20 protein-coding genes, 2 tRNA genes and 1 pseudogene are annotated in these 24,694 nt (G+C 70.0%); 15 read left to right on the top strand and 8 right to left on the bottom strand.

The genetic code is table 11. From position 1 onward, the window contains the following. Positions 1-309: 309 nt before the first annotated feature. Positions 310-2,100: pseudogene (locus Q0C41_RS12165) on the top strand (ComEC/Rec2 family competence protein); the annotation flags it as partial. 196 nt (positions 2,101-2,296) lie between these two features. Here the strand turns inward: Q0C41_RS12165 and mazG are convergent. After that, positions 2,297-3,106, bottom strand: a complete 810-nt coding sequence (gene mazG / locus Q0C41_RS12160) for a nucleoside triphosphate pyrophosphohydrolase (protein WP_291984046.1) — start codon at positions 3,104-3,106, stop codon at positions 2,297-2,299. A gap of 32 nt (positions 3,107-3,138) precedes the next feature. Between mazG and Q0C41_RS12155 the strand changes: the two genes are divergently transcribed. The 7 genes from Q0C41_RS12155 to Q0C41_RS12125 all read left to right on the top strand — a co-directional run bounded on the left by Q0C41_RS12155 (position 3,139) and on the right by Q0C41_RS12125 (position 9,511). After that, a complete protein-coding gene (locus Q0C41_RS12155; protein ID WP_291984045.1) occupies positions 3,139-3,426 on the top strand; it encodes a DUF1844 domain-containing protein in 288 nt (95 codons plus the stop codon). A gap of 1 nt (position 3,427) precedes the next feature. Further along, complete coding sequence (locus Q0C41_RS12150) at positions 3,428-4,210, top strand: MBL fold metallo-hydrolase (RefSeq protein WP_291984044.1); 783 nt, start codon at positions 3,428-3,430, stop codon at positions 4,208-4,210. Further along, the gene (locus Q0C41_RS12145; protein ID WP_291984043.1) at positions 4,207-5,181 is read left to right on the top strand and encodes a bifunctional riboflavin kinase/FAD synthetase; all 975 of its coding nucleotides are present in this window, start codon (positions 4,207-4,209) and stop codon (positions 5,179-5,181) included. Before Q0C41_RS12150 ends, Q0C41_RS12145 begins: the two co-directional genes overlap by 4 nt. A gap of 11 nt (positions 5,182-5,192) precedes the next feature. Next, positions 5,193-5,573, top strand: coding sequence for a hypothetical protein (locus Q0C41_RS12140; protein WP_291984042.1), 381 nt, complete (start codon positions 5,193-5,195; stop codon positions 5,571-5,573). 105 nt (positions 5,574-5,678) lie between these two features. Then, positions 5,679-7,094: a cysteine--tRNA ligase gene (gene cysS / locus Q0C41_RS12135; RefSeq protein ID WP_291984041.1), complete on the top strand. Its 1,416-nt coding sequence runs from the start codon at positions 5,679-5,681 to the stop codon at positions 7,092-7,094. Next, positions 7,091-8,434: an acetyl ornithine aminotransferase family protein gene (locus Q0C41_RS12130; protein ID WP_291984040.1), complete on the top strand. Its 1,344-nt coding sequence runs from the start codon at positions 7,091-7,093 to the stop codon at positions 8,432-8,434. The genes cysS and Q0C41_RS12130 overlap by 4 nt, the downstream gene beginning before the upstream one ends. Positions 8,435-8,482: 48 nt before the next feature. After that, on the top strand, positions 8,483-9,511 hold the full coding sequence (locus Q0C41_RS12125) for a hypothetical protein (protein WP_291984039.1): 1,029 nt from the start codon (positions 8,483-8,485) through the stop codon (positions 9,509-9,511). Between the two features lie 13 nt (positions 9,512-9,524). Here Q0C41_RS12125 and Q0C41_RS12120 read toward each other — a convergent pair whose 3' ends face one another. The 3 genes from Q0C41_RS12120 to Q0C41_RS12110 are packed head-to-tail and all read right to left on the bottom strand — an operon-like array spanning position 9,525 to position 13,370. Next, a complete protein-coding gene (locus Q0C41_RS12120) occupies positions 9,525-9,965 on the bottom strand; it encodes a ribonuclease E inhibitor RraB (protein WP_291984038.1) in 441 nt (146 codons plus the stop codon). 1 nt (position 9,966) lies between these two features. Further along, positions 9,967-11,181, bottom strand: a complete 1,215-nt coding sequence (locus Q0C41_RS12115) for a DUF5009 domain-containing protein (RefSeq protein WP_291984037.1) — start codon at positions 11,179-11,181, stop codon at positions 9,967-9,969. A gap of 5 nt (positions 11,182-11,186) precedes the next feature. Next, complete coding sequence (locus Q0C41_RS12110; protein ID WP_291984036.1) at positions 11,187-13,370, bottom strand: PQQ-binding-like beta-propeller repeat protein; 2,184 nt, start codon at positions 13,368-13,370, stop codon at positions 11,187-11,189. A gap of 46 nt (positions 13,371-13,416) precedes the next feature. On the opposite strand from Q0C41_RS12110, the gene Q0C41_RS12105 reads away from it, so the two are divergent. From Q0C41_RS12105 to Q0C41_RS12080, 6 genes are all read left to right on the top strand, one after another. Beyond that, positions 13,417-14,367: a TIM barrel protein gene (locus Q0C41_RS12105; protein WP_291984035.1), complete on the top strand. Its 951-nt coding sequence runs from the start codon at positions 13,417-13,419 to the stop codon at positions 14,365-14,367. Between the two features lie 132 nt (positions 14,368-14,499). Continuing rightward, positions 14,500-14,904 (top strand): YraN family protein, encoded by a 405-nt coding sequence (locus tag Q0C41_RS12100; RefSeq protein ID WP_291984034.1) that lies wholly within the window; start codon positions 14,500-14,502, stop codon positions 14,902-14,904. 49 nt (positions 14,905-14,953) lie between these two features. After that, on the top strand, positions 14,954-15,271 hold the full coding sequence (locus Q0C41_RS12095) for a multidrug efflux SMR transporter (RefSeq protein ID WP_291984033.1): 318 nt from the start codon (positions 14,954-14,956) through the stop codon (positions 15,269-15,271). 91 nt (positions 15,272-15,362) lie between these two features. Beyond that, positions 15,363-15,437 (top strand) — tRNA-Gly (locus tag Q0C41_RS12090). Positions 15,438-15,477: 40 nt separating this feature from the next. After that, positions 15,478-15,551 (top strand) — tRNA-Cys (locus Q0C41_RS12085). A gap of 61 nt (positions 15,552-15,612) precedes the next feature. Next, positions 15,613-17,889, top strand: a complete 2,277-nt coding sequence (locus Q0C41_RS12080) for a hypothetical protein (protein ID WP_291984032.1) — start codon at positions 15,613-15,615, stop codon at positions 17,887-17,889. On the opposite strand, the gene Q0C41_RS12075 is transcribed toward Q0C41_RS12080, so the two are convergent. The 3 genes from Q0C41_RS12075 to Q0C41_RS12065 all read right to left on the bottom strand — a co-directional run bounded on the left by Q0C41_RS12075 (position 17,879) and on the right by Q0C41_RS12065 (position 22,413). Next, positions 17,879-19,642 carry a sodium:solute symporter gene (locus Q0C41_RS12075; protein WP_291984031.1) on the bottom strand — a complete coding sequence of 588 codons (1,764 nt, stop codon included), beginning with the start codon at positions 19,640-19,642 and terminating at the stop codon, positions 17,879-17,881. The genes Q0C41_RS12080 and Q0C41_RS12075 overlap by 11 nt on opposite strands. A 164-nt stretch (positions 19,643-19,806) precedes the next feature. Continuing rightward, the gene (locus Q0C41_RS12070) at positions 19,807-21,450 is read right to left on the bottom strand and encodes a pyridoxal-dependent decarboxylase (RefSeq protein WP_291984030.1); all 1,644 of its coding nucleotides are present in this window, start codon (positions 21,448-21,450) and stop codon (positions 19,807-19,809) included. A 54-nt stretch (positions 21,451-21,504) separates the two neighbouring features. Continuing rightward, on the bottom strand, positions 21,505-22,413 hold the full coding sequence (locus Q0C41_RS12065; RefSeq protein WP_291984029.1) for a LysR family transcriptional regulator: 909 nt from the start codon (positions 22,411-22,413) through the stop codon (positions 21,505-21,507). 24 nt (positions 22,414-22,437) lie between these two features. On the opposite strand from Q0C41_RS12065, the gene Q0C41_RS12060 reads away from it, so the two are divergent. Further along, entirely contained in the window at positions 22,438-23,718 is a 1,281-nt protein-coding gene (locus tag Q0C41_RS12060) for an inositol-3-phosphate synthase (protein ID WP_291984028.1), read from the top strand. Here Q0C41_RS12060 and Q0C41_RS12055 read toward each other — a convergent pair. Further along, on the bottom strand, positions 23,715-24,572 hold the full coding sequence (locus Q0C41_RS12055) for a DUF1080 domain-containing protein (RefSeq protein ID WP_291984027.1): 858 nt from the start codon (positions 24,570-24,572) through the stop codon (positions 23,715-23,717). The two genes, Q0C41_RS12060 and Q0C41_RS12055, sit on opposite strands and share 4 nt — an antisense overlap. Positions 24,573-24,694: the final 122 nt, after the last annotated feature.

The following is a 24,694-nucleotide window of genomic DNA, read 5'->3' as shown; positions in this document are numbered from 1 at the left end:
GACGTCGAGGCGGCGACGGCCGCCGGCGAGGCCGTGGAGATCGCGGGCGTGCTGCGGCGTGATGCGTCACGCGCGCCCGGCGGAGGCGCCTCCCTGGACCTGGAGGTGCGACGGTTGCGATGGCGCGGCGTGTGGCACGAGGCACGGGTGGGCGTGCGGGCCACGGTTGCTGGCGAGTCCGGCGAGTCCTCCCGCGCCTCCTGGACCCGCGGGCGACACATCCGGGCACCCGTGTCCTCGCTCCGTCGCCCGCTGCCCTACCGCAACTTCGGCGTGACGGACACGGAGCGCGCGCTGGCCCGGCGCGGGATGCGGCTGTTTGCCACCATCAAGAGCGCGTCCCTCGTGGAGACCACGCCGGGACCCTGGTGGGAGGAGTGGGCGGCGGCGGTCCGCGCACGGGTGCGTCTCGTCGTCTTGCGCCATGTGCGCGAACCGGTGGCCGCCGCGACGGTGGCGGCCATCCTCATCGGCGATCGCAGCAGCCTCGAGGCCGAACTCGTGCGCGACCTGCAACACGCCGGCGTGTATCACGTGGTGGCCATCTCCGGCGGCAATGTCGGCATCTGGCTCGCGCTCCTGGTGTGGCTGCCGCGTGCTGCGGGCGCCGGGGCGAAGCTCGGCGTGGTGTGGCTCGGCGCGGCCCTGCTCGGCTTCGCCGTGGTGGTGGACGGTGGGGCGTCGGTGTCGCGGGCCGTCACGGTGGCTGGCGTCGTGGTCGCGGCGCGCTGGTGGGATCTGCGGACGCCGGCCCTGCAGGCGCTGTGCGTCGCTGCGGGACTGCAGTGGCTCGGCGACCCGCTTGCGTGGCACGACGCCGGCTGCGTGCTGTCGTTCGGCGCCGCGGGCACGCTCGTCCTGGTAGCGGCAGCGTGGTCGTCCTCCGGTGGTCCGGCACACGCCGGGGTGGCCCACTGGGCCCGGCGTGGCGCAACGCTGGGCGCGGCGCTGGTCGGCGCGACCATTGCGGTCGAGGCAGTGCTGCTGCCCATCAGCGCCCGCTGGTTCCACGTGGCCACGGTCGCCGGGGTGCTCGCCAATCTCCTGGCGGTACCGGCCATGGGCGTCGTGCAGGTGGCCGGGCTCGCCCTGGTTCCGGCGGCTGCGCTCTGGCCGCCGGTGGGCGATGGCATCGGCGTGGTGGCCGCGCACGCGGTGCGCGTGCTGCTGCGCAGTGCCGACATCGTGTCGGTGGCCCCGTGGCTCGTGCACGAAGTCCCTCCGCCATCGACACCCGTGCTCGCGACCTACTACCTGGCCCTCGTCGTCTGCGCACGGTGCTGTGTCGCACTGGTGTCGTCGTCGTGCGGTCGGTGCGGCAGGGCATCGTGGTCACGACGAGGCCTCCGCGCCAGGGCCGGCCTCGGCGCGCTGACGGGGCTCACGGTGATGGGCTGCCTCGTCTGGATGCTGACGGGCGGTGTCGAGCACAGCGCGCCCGCGCCGTGGACGTGGCGCGCGGCGACCCGGTGGCAACGCGCCAGCTGGCCTGCGGAGCCGTGGCTGCTCGTGACCTTCCTCGACGTGGGGCAGGGCGACGCCACCGTCATCCGATTTCCGTCCGGGCGGACCTGGCTGGTCGACGCCGGCGGCAGCATCAGCGAGACCTTCGACACAGGGGAACGCGTCACGTCTCCTGCCCTCTGGGCACTCGGCCATCGCGCCATCGACCGTGTCGTCGTGACGCACGCGCATCCCGATCACGCGGCCGGCATGCCCACGGTGATCAAGCGCCTGCGGCCTCGCGAGAGCCTCGCGGGCATCGACGTCGTGGGCGAGCCCCGGCAGGGAGCGATTGTCACCGCAGCCGCACAGGTCGGCGCCCGTCAGCGCTGGCTGGCTGCCGGAGAACGGCTCGGGGACGCCTCGACGCGCCTGTCGGTGCTGCATCCGGAGCGGCCGGACTGGGAGCGACGACGCGTCCGCAACGACGACTCGGTGGTGCTGTGGCTGCAACTGGGGGACTTCGGGCTGCTGCTGCCCGGCGACGTGTCGCAGGGCATCGAAGACCGCCTGATCCCGCGGCTGTCGACGATGCCGTTGGCGGTCGTGCGATTGCCGCACCACGGCAGTGCCTCGTCCTCGGGCGCGCGGCTGCTCGATGCGCTCTCGCCGGTCCTCGCGGTCGGATCGATGGGGCGCGGCAATCGCTTCGGACACCCGGCCAGCGCCGTGCTGCGCCGTCTCGCGGAGCGGCGAGTGCCGCTGCTGCGCACCGATCGGGACGGCGCGATCCAGTTGGCCACCAACGGGCGTGTGCTGCTCGTGCGCACCGCCAACGGCCTCGAGGGAAGTCTTACGGGCGGCCCGCCTCGGCGCGCTTGGTGGCTTGCCACGCCGCTTCCATCTCGTCCAGCGACGCCTCACCCACGGGCCGGCCCTCCTGCGCGAGCCGCGCCTCGACCTGGCCGAACCGCCGGCTGAACTTCAGGTTGGCGCGCCGGAGTGCCGACTCGGCGTCGACGTCGAGCTTGCGAGCGAGGTTGGCGATGACGAACAGCATGTCGCCGATCTCGTCCTCGATCGCGTCACGGTCGCCGGACGCGATCGCCTCGTGCACCTCGCGCGTCTCCTCGTCGAGCTTCTCGAGGACGGCCGCCGGCGTCGGCCAGTCGAACCCGACCTTGGCCACGCGGCTGCAGATCGCGCGTGCCCGTGAGAGGGCCGGCTGCGCCACCGGGATGCCGTCGAGCACCGACGCCGGCGTGGCGCCGCGTTCGGCCTTTTCCTGCGCCTTGATCACGTCCCACTGCGCCAGAACCTCGTCTGGCGTCAGCGTGTCTTCGGTCGCGAACACGTGCGGATGGCGGCGGATCAGCTTGGCGGACACCGTCTCGAGCGCCGCGGTGACGTCGAAGCCGCCGTCGTCCTGGCTGACCTGCGAGAGGAACACGCCCTCGAAGATCAGGTCGCCGACCTCTTCACGGAGTCCGTCGGCATCCTCGCGGTCGATCGCGTCCACGACCTCGGCGGCTTCTTCGAGGACGAAGCGCGCCAGTGTCTTGAGCGACTGCTCGCGGTCCCACGGACATCCGTCCGGACCGCGCAATCGGGCCATGATTTCGACCAGTTTCGCGAATGCAGCACCGGCATCGGCAGGGGGCATGGACGTCAAGGCCCGTATGCTAGCATCCGAAGATGTCCGAGCCGGTCGACCCGTCTCTCACGTTCGTGGGCTACATCTCGGGGCTCGTGATGGCCGCCGCCATGTACCTCGGCGACCAGCCCGACCCGATGACCGGCATGACCTCCGTCAACCTCGTCTCGGCCGGGCACGCCATCGACGTGCTGACGATGCTGCAGGAGAAGACCCGCAACAACCTCACCGAAGACGAGCGACGGTTCCTCGAAGGCGCGCTGTACGAGCTCCGCCTCAAGTACGTCGAGGCGTCCCGCAAGGGCCCCTCCCGCATCGTCGCCCCGTAGCGTGCGCGTCACGTTCCTCGGCACCGGCACCTCGCAGGGCATCCCGATGATCGGCTGCGCCTGCGCCGTGTGCCGGTCCGATGCGCCGGAAGACACCCGGTTCCGCGCCTCCATCGTCGTCACGCACGACGATGGGACGCAGGTGCTCGTGGATACGACGCCCGACCTGCGCAGCCAGGCGCTGCGGTGGCAGCTGACCCGCGTCGATGCCGTCGTCTACACCCACAGCCACGCCGACCACATCTTCGGTCTCGACGAACTGCGGCGCTTCATCGCGCTGAAGGGCGGTGGCACGCTGTCCGTGCATGGCGACGCGCTCACGATCGCGGAACTCCAGCGGATCTTCGCCTATGCGTTCAGCGCGCCGGCCGAACTCGGGGGGGGCGTGCCGCGGCTCGTCCCCGTGGTGGTCGAGTCGCCCTTCGAGATTGCCGGCACCCCCTGGTTGCCCGTGCCCATCCTGCACGGGCGGCGACCCATCCATGGCTACCGGATTGGATCGTTCGCCTACCTGACCGACTGCAGCCAGGTGCCCGACGAGTCGTGGGCGCTGCTGCAGGGGCTCGATCTGCTGGTCATCGGCGCGTTGCGCGACCGCGCGCACCCGACGCACTTCTCGCTCGCGGAGGCCGTCGACGCGGCGCGACGCACCGGGGCCCGGCGCACGTTGTTCACCCACATGTGCCACGACCTGGGGCATGCCGAGACCAACGCGCGCCTGCCTGAGGGCATGGCGCTGGCGTATGATGGCCTGTCGGTGACCCTGCCCGGCACGTCATCATGACGGACGTACGACACGGCACGCGCCTCCGGGTGGAGGTCATTCGCTTCCCGGACGACCCGCCCCGGCCAGGCCGCTGGCCGTACCCCGTGGTCGCGCTGGGCAACTTCGACGGCCTGCACCGCGGCCATCAGAAGATTCTCGACCGCGTCTGCCGCCAGGCGCGCGAGCGCCACGGCACGCCCCTCGTGATGACCTTCGACCCGCATCCGCCGCGGGTCCTCCGCCCCGACAAGGCCCCCGCGCTGCTGATGACGACGCCGCAGCGCATCGAAGCGCTGGCGCGTGCCGGCATGGAGGGGGTCGCGCTGGTGCACTTCGATCACGAGCTGTCGCGCCTCGACCCCGATACGTTCGTGCGGCGCGTGCTGGTCGAGTGGCTGGGCGTGGCCGAAGTGTGGGTCGGCGGCAACTTCCTGTTCGGCCGCGATCGCACCGGCAACTTCTCGCTGCTCCGTGACCTCGGCCAGCTCTACGGCTTCCGCGCCGAGAAGATCGACCCGGTCCGCTACAAGGACTTCGTCGTCAGCAGCACGCGCGTGCGTCGGCTCATCAGCGAAGGCCGCGTGGACGAGGCCGGCGCGCTGCTCGGGCATCACTACTACATCGACGGCACCGTGGTCGCCGGGGCCGCTCGTGGCCGGCAGATCGGCTTTCCGACGGCCAACATCGACTCCGAGAACGAGTTGATGCCGCCGCACGGGGTGTATGCCACCACGCTCACGGTGGACGATCGGATCCACGCCGCGGTGACCAACATCGGCGTGCGTCCCACCTTCGAGGACCAGGGACGGGTGAGCGTCGAAACGCACCTGCTCGACGTCAATCCCGACCTCTATGGCGCCCGCGTCCGGCTCGCGTTCGTCCAGCGTCTGCGCGGCGAGCAGGCCTTCGCCGGCGTCGAGGCCCTGGTCAGCCAGATCGGGGCGGACGTGGCTGCCGCGCGGTCCATCTTCGAGCGCTTTTCGCTATAGAATCCCTGCGTATGACCGAGCCTCGCGACGACGCCCCTGCCTTGCCGCTGGCGGTGACGTACGCGCCTGATGGCCGCCTCGCGGACGCCGTCCGTGCGCTGGTCGGCCGTGTCGGGGCGCTGGCTGGCGATCCCCCGCACGCGCAGCCCTTCGCCACGGCCGTGCAGGCGGTGGTGACCTGGATCACCGACAACCGTGCGGCCGTCGCGGGCGACGTCGCCATGGTCTTTGCACGGGAGGGCAATCGCCTGCGCGGCGACCTGCGCTGGGCCGCATCCGGAGACACCCCCGAGGTGCCCGCCCTGGTGGGCGCGACCACCCCGGACATCGACGTCGCGTGCGACGTGTCCGGCGCCGACGTGCACTGTCGGGTCTCCTGCCGCTGCGCCTGACCGGCGCCGCGCGCCTGCGGGGCGGCCGCCCGCGGCGTCCGCGCCGGCACGGTTCTTCAGGTTCCTGGTCCCGGTCCCCGGGATCCGACTCTCGTCCGAGCTCCCATGCGTCTCTACAACACGCTGTCCCGTCAGGAAGAAGAGTTCGCGCCACAGCGTGACGGTGTCGTCCGCATGTATGCGTGCGGCCTCACGGTGTACGCCCGCGGGCACATCGGCAACTTCCGCACGTTCCTCGCGGTGGACCTGCTGCGCCGCACCCTGCGGCACGTGGCCGGCTTCGAGGTGCACCACGTCACCAACTTCACCGACGTGGACGACAAGACGATCGCCGAGTCGCAGAAGGCCGGGGTGCCGCTGCGCGAGTACACGACGCGCTTCATCGAGGCCTTCCGCGAGGACGCCGCGTCGCTCGGGCTCGAAGCGCCCGAGGACACGCCCCGCGCCACCGACCAGGAGAACCTGGTGGCGATGGCCGACATGATCGCCGCCCTCGAGTCACGCGGGCACACCTACCGGAGTGAAGGGTCGATCTACTTCAAGATCTCGACGCTGCCCCAGTACGGGCAACTCGCGCGGCTCGACCACGCCGGGATGATCAGCGGGGCGCGCGTGGACAGCGACAAGTACGAGAAGGAAGACGCGCGCGACTTCGTGCTGTGGAAGGCGACCAAGCCGGACGAGCCGACGTGGGACTGCGGCGTCGGCCCCGGACGCCCCGGCTGGCACATCGAGTGCTCGGCGATGGCGCTGCGGTTGCTGGGGCCGGCCCCGATCGACATCCACTGCGGCGGCGTCGATATGATCTTCCCGCACCACGAGAACGAGATCGCGCAGGCCGAAGGCGCCACCGGTCATCAGTTCGCCCGTTTCTGGTTCCATGTCGAGCACCTGCTCATGGACGACGGCGAGAAGATGTCCAAGTCGCTGGGCAACGTCTTCACGATCCGCGACATCCTCGATCAGGGCTATCGTGCCTCGGCCCTGCGCTTCCTGCTCATCTCGGTGCACTACCGCAAGCAGCTGCGCTACTCGTGGGCGACGCTGCAGCAGGCCGAGGAAGCGGTCAAGCGCCTCTACGACTGCGTGCTGCGCCTCGAGCGCGTCAAGGACGGCACGGGCGCCGATGGCTGGGAGGCTCGACTGGAGACGGCCCGGGCCGACTTCCGCGACAAACTCCAGGCCGACGTCAACGTCCCGGGCGCCCTCGGCGCCGTCTTCGAACTCCTGCGCGAGGCCAATGCGGCCGTCGATGCCGGCACGCTGTCGCGTGCGCAGGCCGAGGCGACGCTGACGTTCTTCGCCGACTGCGACAAGGTGCTCGGCGTCATCGCCCTGCGCCGGCAGGAGGAATCGGCGCCGCCGATTCCCCAGGACGAACTCGATGCGCTGATGGCGGCGCGCGTGCAGGCCCGTCGCATGCGCAACTTCGCCGAAGCCGATCGCCTCCGCGCCGAACTCGATGCGCGCGGCGTGATCCTCGAGGACAGCCCGACGGGCACGATCTGGAAACGCAAATGAGCACGCTGCCACAGTCGCCACACTTCAGGACCGCGTTGCCCGGGCCCAACGCCCGGGCGATCATCGAACGGGATGGGCACGTCGTGTCGCCGTCCTACACGCGCGGCTATCCGTTCGTCATCGCGCGCGGCGAAGGGGCGATGGTCGAGGACGTGGATGGCAACGTGTTCCTCGACTGTGCGGCCGGCATCGCCGTCAACTCGACCGGCCATTCGCATCCCGAGGTCGTGGCCGCGATCGTCGAGCAGGCCGGGCGCTACCTGCACATGTCGGGGACGGACTTCTACTACGAGCCGCAGGTCCGGCTCGCCGAGGTGCTGTCGGCCGCGGCGCCGATGCCGGGCCCGAGCCGATCGTTCTTCGGCAACTCGGGCGCCGAGGCCAACGAAGCGGCGATCAAGCTGGCCCGCTACTCGACGAAACGGCCCTTCCTGGTCGCCTTCCTCGGGTCGTTCCACGGCCGCACCATGGGCGCGCTGTCCCTGACGGCGAGCCGCAGCGTCCAGCGCAAGGGGTTCGGGGCGACCACGGCGCCAGGCGTGTTCCACGCGCCGTACGCCGAGTGCTATCGCTGCCCGGTGCGCCTCACGCCGGACTCGTGTCAGGCCGAGTGCCTCGAGTATCTCGAGGACAAGGTCATGGTCCATCTCGTCTCGCCGGACGAACTCGCCGCCATCGTCGTCGAGCCGATTCAGGGCGAAGGCGGCTACCTGGTGCCGCCGCCGCAGTTCCACCAGCGGCTGCGCGCCCTCACGCAGCAGTACGGCAGCCTGCTCATCGTCGACGAAGTGCAGGCGGGCATGGGCCGCACCGGCAAGCTGTTCGCCATCGAACACTTCGGCGTCCAGCCCGACATCGTGACGATGGCCAAGGGGATCGCCTCGGGATTGCCCCTGGGGGTCGCCACGGCGCGAGCGGGCGTGATGGAGTGGACCCCTGGCGCGCACGCCAGCACCTTTGGCGGCAATCCCGTGTCGTGTGCCGCCGCGCTCGCAACCATTCGCCTGCTGCAGGAACAGCTCGTGGCCAACGCCGCCGACGTCGGCGGCTACCTGCTGGATGGGCTGCGCGACCTGCAGCGCAAGCACGCATTGATTGGTGATGTGCGGGGCAAGGGCCTGATGATCGGCATCGAGCTCGTCCGGGATCGGACGACGAAGGTGCGTGCGACGGCCGAGCGCGATCGCGTCGTCGATGAGGCGTTCGCGCGCGGCCTCCTCATCCTCGGCGCGGGCCGCAACACCATCCGCCTGTCGCCGCCGCTCGTGCTGACCCGAGCACAGGCGAGGATCGCCATCGACATCCTCGACCAGTCGATCGGCGTCGTCGCCGGCCACTGACCGACTGATCTATGATGGCGGCGCTTGTCCAGCCCCGGAGACCGACCGATGAACCGCCGCACGATGTTGACGGGCGCTGCCAGCGCCGTCGCCGCAGGAATCGCCACGACCCTCACGACAGACACTCGAGCCGCTGCCGCGCCCGCCGGACCGGAGACCCTCGGACAGGGGGCCTTCCGCTATCGCGAGATCGTCGGCTGGGGCCGCCTCGATCGCGCCGAGGTACCGGTCGAGGACTGCCACGCCATCACCGAGAATCGCGATGGCCACATCGTCCTGCTGACCAACGACAAGCGGAACAACATCATTACCTATCGCAAGGACGGCACGTTCGTCGCCAAGCGGGAGAACCGCTTCCCCGCGGCGCATGCGCTCGAGTTCCAGGTGGACGCGCGTGGTGACGAACTGCTGTGGATCACCGATCACCAGGCCTCGGTCATCGCCCTGCTGACCCCGGACGGCCGCGAGGTGAAGCGGCTGAATGCCGACGCGCTGGCGGCGAAGTACCCGGACCTGTCGAAGTACCACGCCACCAACGTCGCGGTGATGAAGGCTGGTGACTTCTACATCAGCGATGGCTATGGCTCGCATTTCATCCACCACTTCGATCCCGAGTGGAAGTACATCGAGACGTTCGGCGGCGCCGGCGCGGCGCCGGAGAACCTGAAGCAGCCGCATGCGATCTACGTCGACACGCGTCGGGGCACCGAGGAACTGCTGGTGTGCGACCGCGCCAACGCGTTGCTCAAGTGGTTCTCGCCGAAGGGCGCACTGCTGCGGACGGTGGCGGTGCCCGGTTCGCAGCCGAGCAACGTCGCGCCGATGGCCAACGGCCACCTGGCCATCGCCAGCCTGAACGCGATGATCCTGATCCTCGACGCGCAGGACAAGGTGGTGTCGGCCGTCGGTGGAGAAGCCCCGGTCTACGAGAACGGCGTGCTCAAGCCGCTCGTGCCGTTCAATGCCACGTTCAACCATCCGCACGACGTCTACGTCGACAAGGCCGGCGCCATCTACGTGGCGCAGTGGAATTCGAACCGCAGCTATCCCCGCAAGTTCGAGCCCGTCAAGGCGTAACCGCGCGCCGCGATCAGCGCGCGGCGTCGGTGGCCCAGCCCTCGAAGGTGCCGCCCACCGAGACCGAGAGCCCCTCGAGATCGGCGCGCAGGGTCGCCAGGGCCGCCACCGTCGGCACCAGCGATGTGGTGGCGTAGACGCGAAAGCCCGCGCCATGCACGTCCCAGCGCACGGCCCTGAAGTCGTGGCTCTGCAGCCGCTCGGACGTCGCACGGGCGGCGGCCTCCGCCGGGACGGACAAGATGCAGTGCACCACGAGGGGCGCCGACAGGTCGACGCCCCTCGCGGCGAGTGCCTGCAGGAGGTCGGCGTCGGCGCCGCGCAGCGGCTCGATCGGGCGACCGTCGACGTCGCGGTACGCCCCGCGCGTCGCCGAGCGCGCGCGCATCAGCGCGACGATGGCGAGCCCGACGCCCAGCACGAGGATGGCCAGCAGGGTGTTGACGAACGCCACGTCAGAGCTTCAGGAAGAGGCGGCGGCGATACATCCACGCGCAGATGGCCACCCACAGCAGCGCGTAGCACGTCGAGTGGATGAGCGAGGCCAGCGGCGCCGACGGAATCACCGGTGCGAACACGTGCACCTGCGCCCAGTCCCACGCCGACAGGCGCGTCCCGTCGGCCGATGTCACCTGCCACACATGCAGCAGCTTCGCCGCGAGCCCCGACGCGAGATAGGCGAAGATCGCGTTGGTGCCGAGGACGATGAACGGGAAGGTCCAGCGCGGCGGTGCGGCCGCTCGGCGATGGAGATCGACGAGCCACAGACAGCCGGCCAGGCAGAGGAACGCGAGCCCTGACGTGTAGAGCACGAAGGTGCTCGTCCACAGCATCTTGTTGATCGGAAAGACCAGCGCACTGGCGACCGACGGCTCGCCGATGATGCCGAGCCCGATGATCGGCTGGAACCCGCCCCACACCCACCCGGCCGCGAGCGTCGCCAGTCCGGTCAGGGCCAGTCGTCTGGCTCCCGCGGTCGTGAGGCCACGCTCGAGCATCCAGGCGGCCAGCACGCCCGCCTGCAGCGAGACGATCGAGGGCAGCGAGGACAGCAGGCCGTTGGCATCCCACGTCCGGTTGCCGTAGCCGAGGTGTCGACCCATCGTGAGCTGGTCGACCCAGGCGGCCCAGTTCTGCGAGGCGAACTCGCGAGTCATCGGCACCACGCCGGCGCCGGGAACGGGCACGAACGCCAGCAGCCCCCAGTACCCCACCAGCAGCACGGCCGCGATGACGCCCTGTTGCCGGCGCGTGGTGTACAGCAGCATCGCCGTGCCCGCCAGATAGCAGAACGCGATGCGCTGCAGCACGCCGGGGATGCGGAACGTGTCGAGGGTGGTGGTGAGGAACGGGAAGTTCTTCTCGAAGACGCCGAGGGCGAACAGGATCAGGGCGCGCGTCACGGCGTGGCGCATGATGTCGCCGTTGGAGGCGCCCTGTCGGCGTCGGCTGGCGATGGAGAAGGGCAGGGCCACGCCGACCATGAACAGGAAGAACGGAAAGATCCAGTCTGTCGGCGTCGCCCCGTGCCACGGCACGTGTTGCAGGGCCGCGTAGCCGTCGCCGTTGCCCTGCTTGTTGACGAGCATCATCGCGGCGATGGTCACGCCGCGCAGCACGTCGAGCGACTGCAGGCGTGGCGTGCGCGCGACGTCTGGCGCAGCAGACACGGCGGTCACCTGCCGACCGGCCGCGTACGGGCGCGCGGTCGTGCCCCCGGTTCGGGGAGCGCGTAGGCGATGTAGGTGTCGCCGGACCTGGTGCCCATCTTGCCGCCACCCGCGGCGATGACCACATACTGGCGTCCCTTGACGACGTAGGTCGCGGGTGTGGCGTAGCCGCCGGCGGGCAGCGAGGCTTCCCACAGGGTCCGGCCGGTCTTCATGTCGAAGGCGCGGAACTTCTCGTCGTTGGTCGCCCCGATGAACAGCACGCCGCCGGCCGTGATGGCCGGCCCGCCGTAGTTCTCGGTGCCGGTCGGGGGATCCTTCGGGCCGCGCGCCTCGGGCCGATCGCCGAGCGGCACCTGCCACCTGATGGTGCCCGCACCCACGTCCACCGCCGTCAGCGTGCCCCACGGCGGGGCCACGCCGGGGTAGCCCTTGTCGTCGAGCAGGCGCGTGTACCCACCAAACACGTACGGGATGTCCGGCACGTCGTCGTCGGCCTCCTTCGGCCCTTCCTTCGGGGCGTCGCCGAAGAGGTACGCCAGGAGGTCGGCACGCACGCCCTCGGGCAACGACGAGAACATCGGCATCTGCCCGCGGCCGTAGGCGATGACGTCGGCCACGGCCTCGCGCGTCTGGCGCGTCTCGATGCCCACCAGCGTCGGCACGGTGCGCGTCGGGTCGCCCTTGCGATCGGCGCCGTGGCACGCGACGCAGTTGACCTGGTAGTGCCGGCGCCCCCGCGCCACCTGCGTGGTCTCCCTCGTGCGGTCGATCGGCAGCATGTGCGTGATCCACGCCATGTTGTTGCTGTTGACGAAGAACGTGCCGGTGGCCGGATCGAATGCCTGGCCTCCCCACTCGGCGCCGCCATCGAAGCCGGGGAAGATCACCGTGCCTTCCTCGCTTGGAGGCTGCCACTTGTGGAAGGGCTTGGCCCCGACCAGTTGCCGCTCGACGAAGGCTCTCGCCTCCGGCGTCCGCGACGTCAGCAGTGCCTCCGAGAACTCCTGCCGCGAAAACGGGGGGAGCGTGGAACGGGGCTGCGTCGGCCACGCCTGCTCGCCGCGCAGCGTGCTCGGCGGCACGGGCAATTCCTCGATGGGCCACAGCGGCGTGCCGTTGTCGCGCTCGAAGACGTACAACTCGCCGGTCTTGGTCGCCTGCATGACAACGTCGACGGTGCGACCGGCTCTGGTCACCGTGCCGAGGACGGGCGCGGTGGGGAGGTCGCGATCCCACAGGTCGTGATGGACGAACTGGAAGTGCCACACGCGCTCGCCGGTGTCGGCCTTGAGCGCGATGAGCGAGTTGGCGTAGAGGTTGGCGCCGTACCGGTTGCCGCCCCAGAAGTCGAAGGCGGCCGAACCGGTCGGCACGAACACGAGGCCCCGCGCCTCGTCGACGGCCATCCCGGCCCAGTTGTTCGCGGCGCCAACGCGCTGCCACGCGTCGGTGGGCCAGGTCTCGTGTCCTGGCTGCCCCGGGCGGGGAATGGTGTGGAAGATCCAGCGCCGCTGCCCCGTGCGGACGTCGAAGGCCCGGATGTGCCCCGGTGCCGCCCTTCCGGGACCTTCCGACAGGCGCGTCGGCACGACGATGACGTCCTTGTAGATGGAACCCGGCGTGGTGGAGACCACCGACAGCCCCGTCGCGTCGGTGTCGAGGCCCTGCCGCAGATCGATGCGTCCGCGCTCGCCGAACCTCTCGACCGGCACACCCGTGTCGGCATGCAGCGCGTAGAGGTACGGCCCGGCGCCCATGAAGATGCGCCTGTCGGCGCCGTCCGCCCAGTAGGTGACGCCACGACTCACGCCCAGCGCGTGCTGCGCATCACCGCTCGTGGCGGCAAACGGGTCGAAGACCCATTTCTCCCGCCCCGTGGCCGCATCGAGCGCGAAGATCTTCAACTGCGCCGACGAGGCATAGAGCACGCCGTCGACGACGATGGGGTTGCACTGGATCTGCGAGCGGTTGTCGGCACGACCGTCACCGGTCTTGTAGGTCCACGCGACCCGCAGGCGCGACACGTTGGCCGGCGTGATCAGATCGGCGGGGGAGTGCTGCGTGTGCGCCGCATCGGCGCCGTGGGCGCGCCAGTCGATCTGCGCGACGCGCGGTTGCGTCCACACATGGGCACAGGCCAGGACGACGATCGAGAGGGTGATCAGGGCGGGCAGTCGACGAGGCATCGGGAAGTGGTCGCAGTGTACTGCACGATCCGGTAGGATTCCCGGCATGACTGACACCCGTTCGGGCGGCGCGACGTCGCGTCGCGCCTTCCTCGCCGCAGGCCTCGTGGCGCCCGCGGCGGCGGCCCTCGTTCCCGGCAGCGCGCACGCCTTGCCCTCGGCGCTGGTCCCGGCCCAGGCAGGCAGCGCCCGGCATGCGCTCAAGCTCGGGGCCGTCACGTACAACATCGCGAAGGACTGGGACGTCCCGACGATCATCACGAACTTCACGGCGGCCGGGCTCGACGCCGTCGAACTGCGGACGACGCATGCCCACGGTGTCGAGCTGTCGCTGACGCCCGCGCAGCGCGCCGAGGTCCGCAAGCAGTTCGAGGGCTCGGCCATCAAGATCGGCGGACTCGGGACCACCTGCGAGTATCACTCGCCGGACCCGGCCGTGCTCCGCAAGAACATCGAGGAGACCAAGCAGTGGGTCAAGCTCGCCAGCGACCTCGGCTGCCCGAGCGTCAAGGTTCGACCGAACGGCCTGCCCAAGGATGTGCCCGAGGAGAAGACCCTCGAGCAGATCGGACGGGCCCTGCGCGAGTGCGGGCAGGCCGCCACCGAGGCGGGCGTCCGCATCCAGCTCGAGGTGCACGGCGCCGAGACCCAACGCATCCCGCGCATCGTCAAGATGCTGACCTACGCCGACCGGCACCCCGGCTTCTGGATCTGCTGGAATTCGAACCCGACCGACCTGATGGATGGCGGCTTCGACAAGAACTTCGCGCTGCTGAAGTCACGCATCGGCCAGGTGCACATGCGCGATCTGTACGTGGAAGACTACCCGTTCCAGCGGCTGATCAGCAGCCTGCAGGACATGAAGTTCGACGGCTACTGCTTTGCCGAACTCGGTGAGGTGTCCACCGACGGCCTGCGGGTCCTGAAGTACTGGCGCGGCATGTTCCGTCAGATGGAGGGCATCGTCTCGCCGCCCCTCAGCACCCCGAACGCCTGAGGCCAACGCAGTTTCTGCCACCTCCCGCCGCGCCGCCCCTCGCAGTTCCTGCCCGGGGCGCGTGGCCGGGCGTGGGGAGGGCGCCCACGCGTGGTCCCGTTCGGTTGGTAAGCTTCCTGCATTGCCTCCGGCATGCCCAGTGCCGGTACCCACCAGCTCCCGTCGCCCGGGGTCGATCCGCGCCAGCAGTTCGGTCGTGATGGCGAGGGGGCCGCGCGCGACGCCCTCCGGTCCTGTGGCTACGTGATTCTCGCGGAGCGCTTTCGCGTCGCCCACGGCGAGATCGACATCGTGGCCCGTGATCACGAGACGATCGTGTTCATCGAGGTCAAGACACGGCGAGGCCGTGCCTATGGGGGCGGCGCCGCGGCCGTCACCTGGCGCAAGCAGCGGACCATCGTCCGCGTGGCCGAGGCGTTCCTGGCGCGCGCGCGGCTGAGTCACCTGCCCTGCCGTTTCGACGTCGTGGCGGTCGACTGGCCGACAGGGGAGGGCCCACGTACGGAGATCATTCGAGGTGCCTTCGACGCGCGGTGACGGCGGCGGTCGAGTCGGTCGGACGCGCGGAGTCGTCGACAATGGGGCCATGGGCGCATGGACATGGCTGGTGCTGGCGGGGGGCCTCGAGATCGCGTGGGCGATCGGCCTGAAGTACACGGACGGGTGGACGCGACTGTGGCCCTCGGTGGCGACCCTGACGCTGCTGGCGGCCAGCATGTACTGCCTGGCGGCGGCGGCCCGCACCCTGCCGATTGGTACGGCCTACGCAGTCTGGACAGGCATCGGCGCCGCCGGCACGGCCGTCCTCGGCATGGTGCTGCTCGGCGAACCGCCGACGGCCTGGCGGCTCGCGAGCCTGGCACTGATCCTCGCGGGTGTCGCGGGGCTGAAGCTGGCCCATTGACGTCCACGCGGGCACAAAAAAGTGTTGCGTGGGGGTTGCGTCACACGCTGTGCCGTGTGGTACACTTCGTGGTCGCAGTCGCTCGGCATGAGCGGGAATAACTCAGTGGTAGAGTGCGACCTTGCCAAGGTCGAAGTCGCGGGTTCGAATCCCGTTTCCCGCTCCAAATCTCCGCCTCTCCTGACCGAGCGCTTCCACCTCAGGCTGGCGCCGTAGCCAAGTGGTAAGGCAGAGGTCTGCAAAACCTCCATCCCCGGTTCGAATCCGGGCGGCGCCTCCAACACCCTCTCCTCACGTGTCTCCTGCCCACGGTCCTGCCGGGCTGTGGCACAGTGTGCCGCGTGACGCGCGTGCCCGGCATCGCCCTGCTCCTGTGCCTGCTCGGCGTCGGCATGGCCAACCTGCCGGTCCTGCGCGATGGCGGACGCTCCGTGCAGGGCGACGTGCTCGACGGACGGCTGGTGCACTACTTCCTCGAGCACGGCTACCGCTGGATGCTGCGCGAGCCCTTGCACGCCTCGCTGTGGGATCCGCCGTTCTTCCATCCGATGCGCAACGCGCTCGCGTACTCGGACACCATGGTGGCGGCCGTCCCGACGTACGGCATGTTCCGCGTCGCCGGTCTACCGCCCGACACCAGCTTCCAACTGTGGGTCATGGCCGCCATGGCCGCGACCTTCTGGGTGACCTGGGCCCTGGCGCGGTGGCCACTCGCCTTGCCGCCATTCGCCGCCGCGATGGCGGGTTTCCTGCTGGCCTTCGCTGGCCCCCGCCTGGCGCAGATGGGACATCCCCAGTTGCTGTCGCCGCACCTCGCGCTGGGCGGGCTCCTGCTGGGCGCACTTGCCGTGCGCGATCTGTATGGAGATGTGCCCACGCACCCTGCGAGGGCCAACGCCTGGCTGGCCGGCGCCCTGATGTGCCTGGCACTGGAACTGTACGCCTCGGTGTACCTCGGCTGGCTCACCGGCTTCGGCCTGCTGGTCGCCGTGGGCGTCGGCCTCGTCCTGGGCCGCGAGCGCGCCATCATCCGCCGGGTGGCCCGTCGTGGTGCGTGGGGTCTTGGCGGCGGCGCCGTCCTGGCGGCGATGCTGCTCGTCCCCTTCGTCGACCAGTACCGCGAGGCGGCGGCACAACTGGGACCGCGTCCCTGGGCGGAGGTGTCCTGCTTCCTGCCGTCGCCGCTCGCGTGGCTGACCCCGGCGCCCGAAAGCTGGCTCTACGGCGGACTGGCTGGACTGGTGCCGGTCGACGACCCCTGCCGCGTCGAGAAGTCGCTCTCGCTTGGCTACGTGGCCCTGGCCGCGTCGCTCCTCGGCCTGGCCATCGGCTGGCGTCGCCGCCCCGAAGGGCGGATCGTGGCGCTGACCGGGCTGGCGCTCGTGCTCTTCGCCACATCGATTGCCGGGGTGACGCTCTGGTGGGGCGTGTACCAGGTCGTGCCGGGCGCCATTGCCATCCGCGCCGTCGGTCGCATCGTGCTGGTGGCGCTGGTGCCCGCTGCGCTCGGCCTGGCGTACCTGATGGCGCACCTCGAAACGACGGGGCGCCGGCGCCTCGCCGTCGCTCTGGCCGGGGTGTGCATCCTCGAGCAGGGCATGACGACCGTGCATCACGAGCGCAACGAGATGCGCAGCCGCATCACCCGCGCGGCGGCAGCCATCCCGCCGTCCTGTCGCGCGTTCTTCCTGGTGACCGAGATGCACCCGGTGCACACGGCCATCACCGCGATGTGGGCCGGGCTGTCTCGGGAGGCGGCCAGCATCAACGGTCACAGTGGCAGCTGGCCACCCGGGTATCCCTTCGAACGTCTCGCGCCAGGGACGGTCGACGCGCGCATCGGACGATGGGTGCACGCCAATGGCGGGCGTCCGTCCGAGACGTGCGTCGTGCACACCGCCGTGCGTGCACGACTGGTCTCGGCCGATCTGCCGCGCACGCTGGTGGCTGGTCAGCGGGCGCGCGTGACGCTGGTCGTGCAGAACCTCGGACCGCGCGTCTGGTCACGCGAGCGGCTGGTCCGACTCGGGTCGGCCAGTGACGTGGCGTGGGGGATTGGTCGGGTCGAGCTGCCACATGACGTGCCGCCGGACGGCCTCGTGACGTTCGCCTTCGACATTGTCGCGCCCGAGTCACCGGGCACCATCCCCTTCGTGTGGGGCATTGTCGAGGAAGCCGTGGAGTGGAAGACGGAGGACCTCGGTGTCGGCACGGTCACGATACTCCCGGGTGACGCGCCGATCGAGGGATACGACGACGTGCGCCTGGTGTCGGCCGATGTTCCCCGCTCGATGGAGGCCGGCGCGCAGGCGCATGTGCGCCTGGTCCTGCGCAACACGGGCTCGCGACCCTGGCGAACGGCGCACCTCGTACGCCTCGGGGCCCAGGACCCGCAGGATTCGCTGCAGTGGGGCCTCGGCCGCGTGGAGCTTCCGCACGACGTCGAGCCCGGCGAACTCGTCACGATCGTCTTCGACATCACGGCGCCTGGCGTGCCCGGCGCCTATCCGTTCTCGTGGCAGATGCTGCGCGAGGGACTCGGCTGGATGCCCCCCGTGCTGCGGCTGGGCGCAATCACGGTGACACCCACCCCCGCCCACGGTGGTGTCAGCCGTTGAAGTAGATGTACGCCGCCAGAATCAACGCCACGACCAGGCCCGAGTTGATGACATCGATCTGCGACCAGCTCGCGCGCGACTCGCGCCGGAGTTCCTCGGTCATGGTGCCGAACGTCAGGTCGCGCAACTGCGCCGGATCTGGCGCCTCGGTGGCGTAGCTCACACCGACCAGCACGGCCGACGACACCAGGAAGATGAGCAGGCTGTAGTACTGGAAGTAGATGTTGTTGACGATCCAGAGGAACGAGCCGGCGTCGTAGCCACCGGCATAGCCCTCCATGCCGAGACTCACCGGCGTGTCGACGGCCAGGCGGAACATCCCGAGGGCGAAGCCGACGGTGAGCGCCGACAGGCAGCCACGGGCGTTGATGCGCTTGTTGAACACCCCGAAGAAGAACACCGCCGCAATCGGCGGCGCCAGGTACCCCTGCACGCCCTGCAGGTACTCGTACAGGCCGCGCGCGCCCTGAATCACCGGAATCCACAGCAGCGCCACCAGCACCATCACCACGGTGGCCACGCGTCCCACCCACACCAGCTGGGCCTGCGCCGCGTCGGGCCGGAACTGCTTGTAGAAGTCCATCGTGAAGAGTGTGCTGCAGGCATTGAAGGCGCCGGCCAGCGAGCTCATGAGCGCCGCCAGCAGGCCTGCGACGACGATGCCTCGAACGCCGGAGGGCAAGACGTGCTGCACCATGAGCGGGAAGGCCGCCTGGGCCTCGGCGGGAATCGCCCGACCGTCCGCGCCGACGATCATCTCCAGCCCCGGCGCGCGGCCACTGCGGGCGAGGGCCAGCGCGATCATGCCGGGGACGATGAAGATGAACACCGGCATCAGCTTGAGGAACGCGGCGAAGATCGTGCCGCGGCGGGCCTCCCGCTCGCTCGGGGCCCCGAGCGTGCGCTGCACGATGTACTGATCCGTGCACCAGTACCAGAGGCCGATGATCGGCGCGCAGAACAGCATGCCGAGCCAGGGATAGTCCCCGTTGAAGTACCACGCCACCCGGCCCGCTTCACGCACCGGCGCCCACGTGCCCTCGAGCCCGGCCGGCACCAGCGGCTTCCACAGGTTGAACATCTCGGGGCCGAGCACCGCACGCAGCTCGCCCCATCCTCCCAGTTGCCGAAGGCCGAAGATCGTCAGCAACAGCGAGCCGATGACCAGAATCACCGTCTGCACGGCCTCGGTGTACGCCACGGCGCGCATGCCCCCCACCACGGTGTACAGCCCCGTGAGCAGGACCACGGCCAAGGAGCCGATCCAGAAGCTGTTGAAGACGACCCCCGCGAGCTCGACCTGCAGGCCCGGCAGCAGCGTGCCGAACACCACGCCGCCCGCAAAGATGCCCACCGCGACCTTGGTGAGCACGTATGCCACCAGCGAGATCAGCGACAGCAGCCAGCGGGCACTCGGCGAGAACCGACGCTCGAGGAACTCCGGCATCGTGTAGACCTGCGACCGCATGTAGAACGGCACGAGCACCCAGCCGAGGACCAGCAGGCACCAGGCGTGCAGTTCGTAGTGGGCGAGAGCCACCCCGCTGGTCGCGCCGGAGCCGGCCAGGCCGACCACATGCTCCGAGCCGATGTTGGACGCGAAGATCGACGCGCCGACCACGAACCAGCCGAGGCTCCGGCCCGCGAGGAAGTAGTCGTCCGCGGTGTCGCGGCTCCGGGACACCACCCACCAGGTGATGCCACCGAGCCCCGCGAAGTAGAGCAGCACCACGAACCAGTCGAGACCTGTCATCTGTGCGCACTCCTGCCGGCGGCGGCCGAAGGCACCCCGCCGGCAGGGTGCCTGGCGGGCCGTGGCGGCGGACGCTGCGGAATCGGCGCGTATTCTACCCGCTTGCCGGGCGCCGTGCGCGCCTCGCGTCGGGTGGGCGCCGCGGGGCGCCGGTCACGCCGCGATCAGGCCGTGGCCAGCGCGCGGCGTGCCTTGGCGATCGAGTCGAGGACGGCCTTTACCTGGTGCTCGTCGGAGAACGGACTCAGGATGTACGACTTGAGGGCCACGATGGGCTCACCGTAGGTCGTCTCGCGGTAGCAGTCGGTCAGCGAGATCACGACCCCGTGCCCCTGCAGCGCATCGGCCTGGATGCGCTCGAAGATGCGCCGGTTGTAGGCGTTGTGTGCGAGCAGCGTCTCGCGACTGGCCGGGTCGGTCCGCTCCTGCTCGGGCACGGCGAACGTGTCCACCCCCTCGGGATAGACGCGGAACAGGGTGACCGGGCCGAAGTTCTCGCCGTTGAGGACCGTGGTCGAGGGATGGCCTTCGAGCTGTTCGCGCAGTTCCTCCGCCATGGCCACGACGTGGCCCAGCAGCGACTGCAGGCCCTGCGTGCCGAACAGGCGGAGATTGGCCAGCGCAGCCAGCGGGCCACTGCCCGAGCGGGACGTCTCGAGGGTGTACCGGCCCGGGTGTCGCTCGCCCGACTGGAAGATGTAGGGCGTGTCTTCCTGCTGTCGCGCCAGGCGCTGCAGGTCGCCGCCGTCCCTGAGCAGCACCGCGCTCGAGATGTACGGCGTGAAGCCCGTCTTGTGGAAGTCGACGCCAATCGAATCCGCCAGCCCGAGGTGACGGATGCGTCGTGCCGTGCCGGCCAGCGCCCGCACCGTGCGGAGACGGAAGCCGAGCGGGTTGCCGTCGAAGTCGTAGTCGTTGAAGACGCTCCACGCCCAGCCGATCACGGCATCGGCGTGGAGGTGCGGCACGTAGTCGAGCCCCCGTGACGTCACGAGCGCGTCGCGCACGCGGACCATGCCGGCGAGGTCGTCCAGGCCGAACGCATCCGTCGTCCCCATCGTCGCCACGATGCACGCGATGCGGCGCCCGTCGTCCACGATCGCGTCCAGCGCCTGCGCGAAGGCGTCGAGGCGGATCTGGTTGTCCTCGGTGGTTGGCACCGTCACCAGCTGCGCTTCCCCGAGGCCCAGCCAGTTGGCCACGGTGCGGCACGCGTAGTGCGCGCAGTCGGAGCAGACGATGACGGGGGGCTCGCGGATGCCACGCTGCCGCACGTCGCGGACCGCCTTCTCGAGGCCGATCTTGGCGGCATAGAGGGTGGTGCCGGTGCCGCCGAAGGTGAACACGCCGTCAGACGTCGCCGGGTCGTAGCCGACCAGCGCCGCCGTCATGGCAATCGCCTCCACCTCGGCCAGCGACACCTGTCGTGACGACTCCTCGCTGACCAGATTCGGGTTGTAGATGGATGGCAGCAGGCCGCCGATGATGCTCGGGATCGTCGGCGACGGCACGACGTTGATCTGGGCGCGCGGGTGGCCCCAGATGAACATGCCCGAGAGGTAGTGCACCAGGTCGCTGGTCACCGCTTCGAGCGTGCTCGGGGCCTCGGCCATCCGCTGCTGCCGGGCCGCGGCGTAGTCCAGCGTCACCGGGGTGCCGAGCATCGGCGCCGCGGACTTCAGCGCATCCACCTGGTCGAGGGCCCGCAGGAACGAGAACACGAAGTAGGCGTCGTGCAGCCGGTCCGACACCGGGGCCGGAAACGCCGTGCGCAGCTGACTGACGATGTCCTTGTAGGAGGTAGTCATGCGTCAGCTGTGCAGTCTATACGCCTCACCGGTGGGCGTCGCGGCGCAGCCGGGTCAGCGCGCCTCGAGATGCCGCACCAGATGATCCACGGCGGGATCGCGGATGGCGCTGGTTCGCACCGCGACCACGAGCTGGCGCACGGCCAGGGGGCGGCCCTCGCGCAGCGCCCGGTGGCCCTCCTCGGCCTGCGCGCTCGGCAGGACGGTCCAGCCCACGCCGAGGCGCACCATCTCGCGCAGCACTTCCGGCTGGTGGCTCTCGGCCACGACCTCGAGCGGCGCCCCGAGCCGGCGCAACTCGGCCACCACCACGCTGCGCGTATGCGAGCCGGCGGGGAACAGCACCCACGGGCCCCAGGTGCGCGGCGGCCCGATCTTGCGGCCCTGCGGCCCGTAGACCGATAGCGATTCGGTCTGCAGGCGCCGGACAGTGACTCCCGGGATCGGTCGCGGCGGCTCGACGCACACGGCCAGATCGAGGTGGCCCGCGGTCAGCAGCTTGAGGAGCGCCGCCGACGGCGCCACGCGCACCAGCAGTTCGATGTCGCCGTGCGCGGCCCGGAAGGCCTGGAGGTGATCGGGGAAGTGGACCACCGCGGCGGCGTCGATCATGCCGAGCCGCACGCGTCCCGAGGCCCCCTGTCGCAGGCGATCGGCCCACCGCGCGAGGTCGGCCGTGAGCCCCAGCACCTGGCGGGCGTGGGCGACGACGGGCGCCGCCGACGGCCGCAGGGCGCGTCGTCGCGACTCGCGATCGAAGAGCGCCACGCCGAGCCGTCGTTCGAGCTCGGCCAACCCCTGCGACAGCGCCGAGGGACTGACGCCGACGACCGCCGCGGCGCGGGCCCATGTCGGCGACTCATCGACGGCGACGAGGTATTCGAGTTGCCGAATCGACAGGTCCGGGAGCTGGAGCACCTCTGGAGTGTAGTTCAGGAACTCTTCACCAATGCGGGCATTCATCAATGCACGCTTATGGTGTGGCGCATGGCTCTTCGACCTCCTGCTCCTGCCTCCGGGCGCCTCGGCGTCCTGTTGCCCGGCCTCGGCGCCGTCGCCTCGACCTTCATCGCCGGCGTCCTGGCCGCCCGTCGGGGCCTGATGCCGCCCATCGGCTCGCTGACCCAGATGGCGCGCCTCGGGGTCGGCAGCACTCCCGACGACCGCCAGCCGCTGATTCGTGACAGCGTGTCGCTGGCCAGCCTCGACGACCTCGTGTTCGGCGGCTGGGATCCGATCACGACCAACGCGCTCGAGGCGGCGCGGACGGCCGGTGTGCTGGCGCCGCACGATCTGGCGCCACTGGCCGACGAGCTCGAGGCCATCGTCCCGATGCCGGCGGTGTTCGACACGCGCTGGGTGTCTCGGCTCGAGGGGCGACGCGTGAAGCCCGAGGCCTCGAAGTGGGCGCAGGCCCAGGCGCTCATCGACGACATCGCCCGCTTCCGTGACGGGCAGCGCTGCGACCGCCTCGTCATGATCTGGTGTGGCTCCACCGAGGCATACCAGGCACCGTCGGCCGTGCACGACTCGGTGGCCGCCTTCGAAGCCGGCCTGCGGGCCGACGACCCGAACATCTCGCCGAGCCAGATCTACGCCTATGCGGCCCTGCGCAGCGGCGTGCCGTATGCCAACGGTGCGCCGAATCTGTCGATCGACCTGCCGTGCATGACCGAACTGGCCGCCCGCGAAGGCGTGCCGGTCGCCGGCAAGGACTTCAAGACGGGACAGACCTGGATGAAGACCCTGCTGGCGCCCGGCATCAAGGCGCGGATGCTCGGCTTGCGCGGCTGGTACTCGACCAACATCCTCGGCAACCGCGACGGCGAGGTGCTCGACGCGCCGGAGAACTTCAAGGCCAAGGAAGTGTCCAAGCTCGGGGTGCTCGACGCGATCCTGGAGCCGTCGGTGTACCCGGATCTCTACGGGCACATCGACCACGTGGTGCGGATCAACTACTACCCGCCGCGCGGCGACAACAAGGAGGGCTGGGACAACATCGACATCTTCGGATGGCTCGGCTACCCGATGCAGATCAAGGTCGACTTCCTCTGTCGCGACTCGATTCTGGCGGCCCCGATCGTCCTCGATCTCGTGCTGCTGCTCGACCTCGCGCACCGCGCGGGCGCCTCGGGCGTGCAGGAGTGGCTCGGGTTCTACCTCAAGGCACCGCAGGCGGCCGGCGCGCAGTCGGCGGACCACGACCTGTTCAGGCAGCTGGCCACGCTGCAGGACACGCTGCGCGGGTGGGCCGGGGCTCGAGGCTAGCGCGCGCCGCGCGTGCAGCGGGTGTCGTCGCGGTGGACGAAGTAGGGACGCCAGGCCGCGTCTCCGCGATCCAGGCAGCCGGTCAACTCGAGCAGCCGGATGTTGCGGAACTCGACCGGCTGGCTCTCCGCCTGCAAGCCGATGTAACCGGACGCCAGCGGCGTGCCATCGACCTTGAGGCGCGGATCGAAGCCGGTGGCGACACCACCCCCGATCTGCGGGGTCTCGTACTCGAGCACCAACTGGCCGTCGACGTAGTGACGCACGCGCTCGTGCCCGAGGACTTCCACCTGCACCGACACCCACGCGCCATCCTCGACGTAGCGGCGCGAAGCGGCATTGGTGCAGTGGGCCTTCACCATCGCGCCCTTCATGAAGATCTCGGTGCCGGGGGTACACACGTTCATCGTCGTCTGGTTGCCGGCGAGGAACTGCGCCTCGACCGAGATCGGCCAGTCCTGATCCTTCAGGATCGACGATGGGGCCTGGCTGTGAATCATGACGCCGCTGTTCAGGCGGGCGTAGCTCGGCCCGCCCGGCTGCTGCGCGCCTCGAATGCGGTACTCGAGCGCGAGCACGTAGTACGAGAAGGGGCTCTTGTAGAACAGGTGGCCGAAGCGGGCGCCGAAATCGGCGCCGTACCTGTCGTAGCGGACCGCAATGGCTCCGTCCTCGACGCGGAACGTGTCGGCGAAGTTGTCGCCCACCTCGTGGTGCGCCAGCTTGACCACCCATCCGTCCAGGTCGCGACCGTTGAACAGCACACGCCACTCGGCGGCCGGCGCCTCGCGCCAGGCCGGCGGCGGGGTCGGCTGCATCAGCAGCACCGTCAGCAACAGGGGCAGCAGGCTCATCGGGACTCCATCACGATGCGACAGCGTAGCGCACGAATGGCTTTCCTTGACCGACGAACTGCGCTATACCCATGACATCTGGTTGGTCATCGCATTCGTCCCGAATGCACCCGTGCTGTCTC

The organism is Luteitalea sp. (assembly GCF_022842525.1).
In the GTDB taxonomy this organism is placed as follows: Bacteria; Acidobacteriota; Vicinamibacteria; order Vicinamibacterales; family Vicinamibacteraceae; genus Luteitalea.
This window is presented reverse-complemented; position numbering and strand designations above follow the sequence as displayed.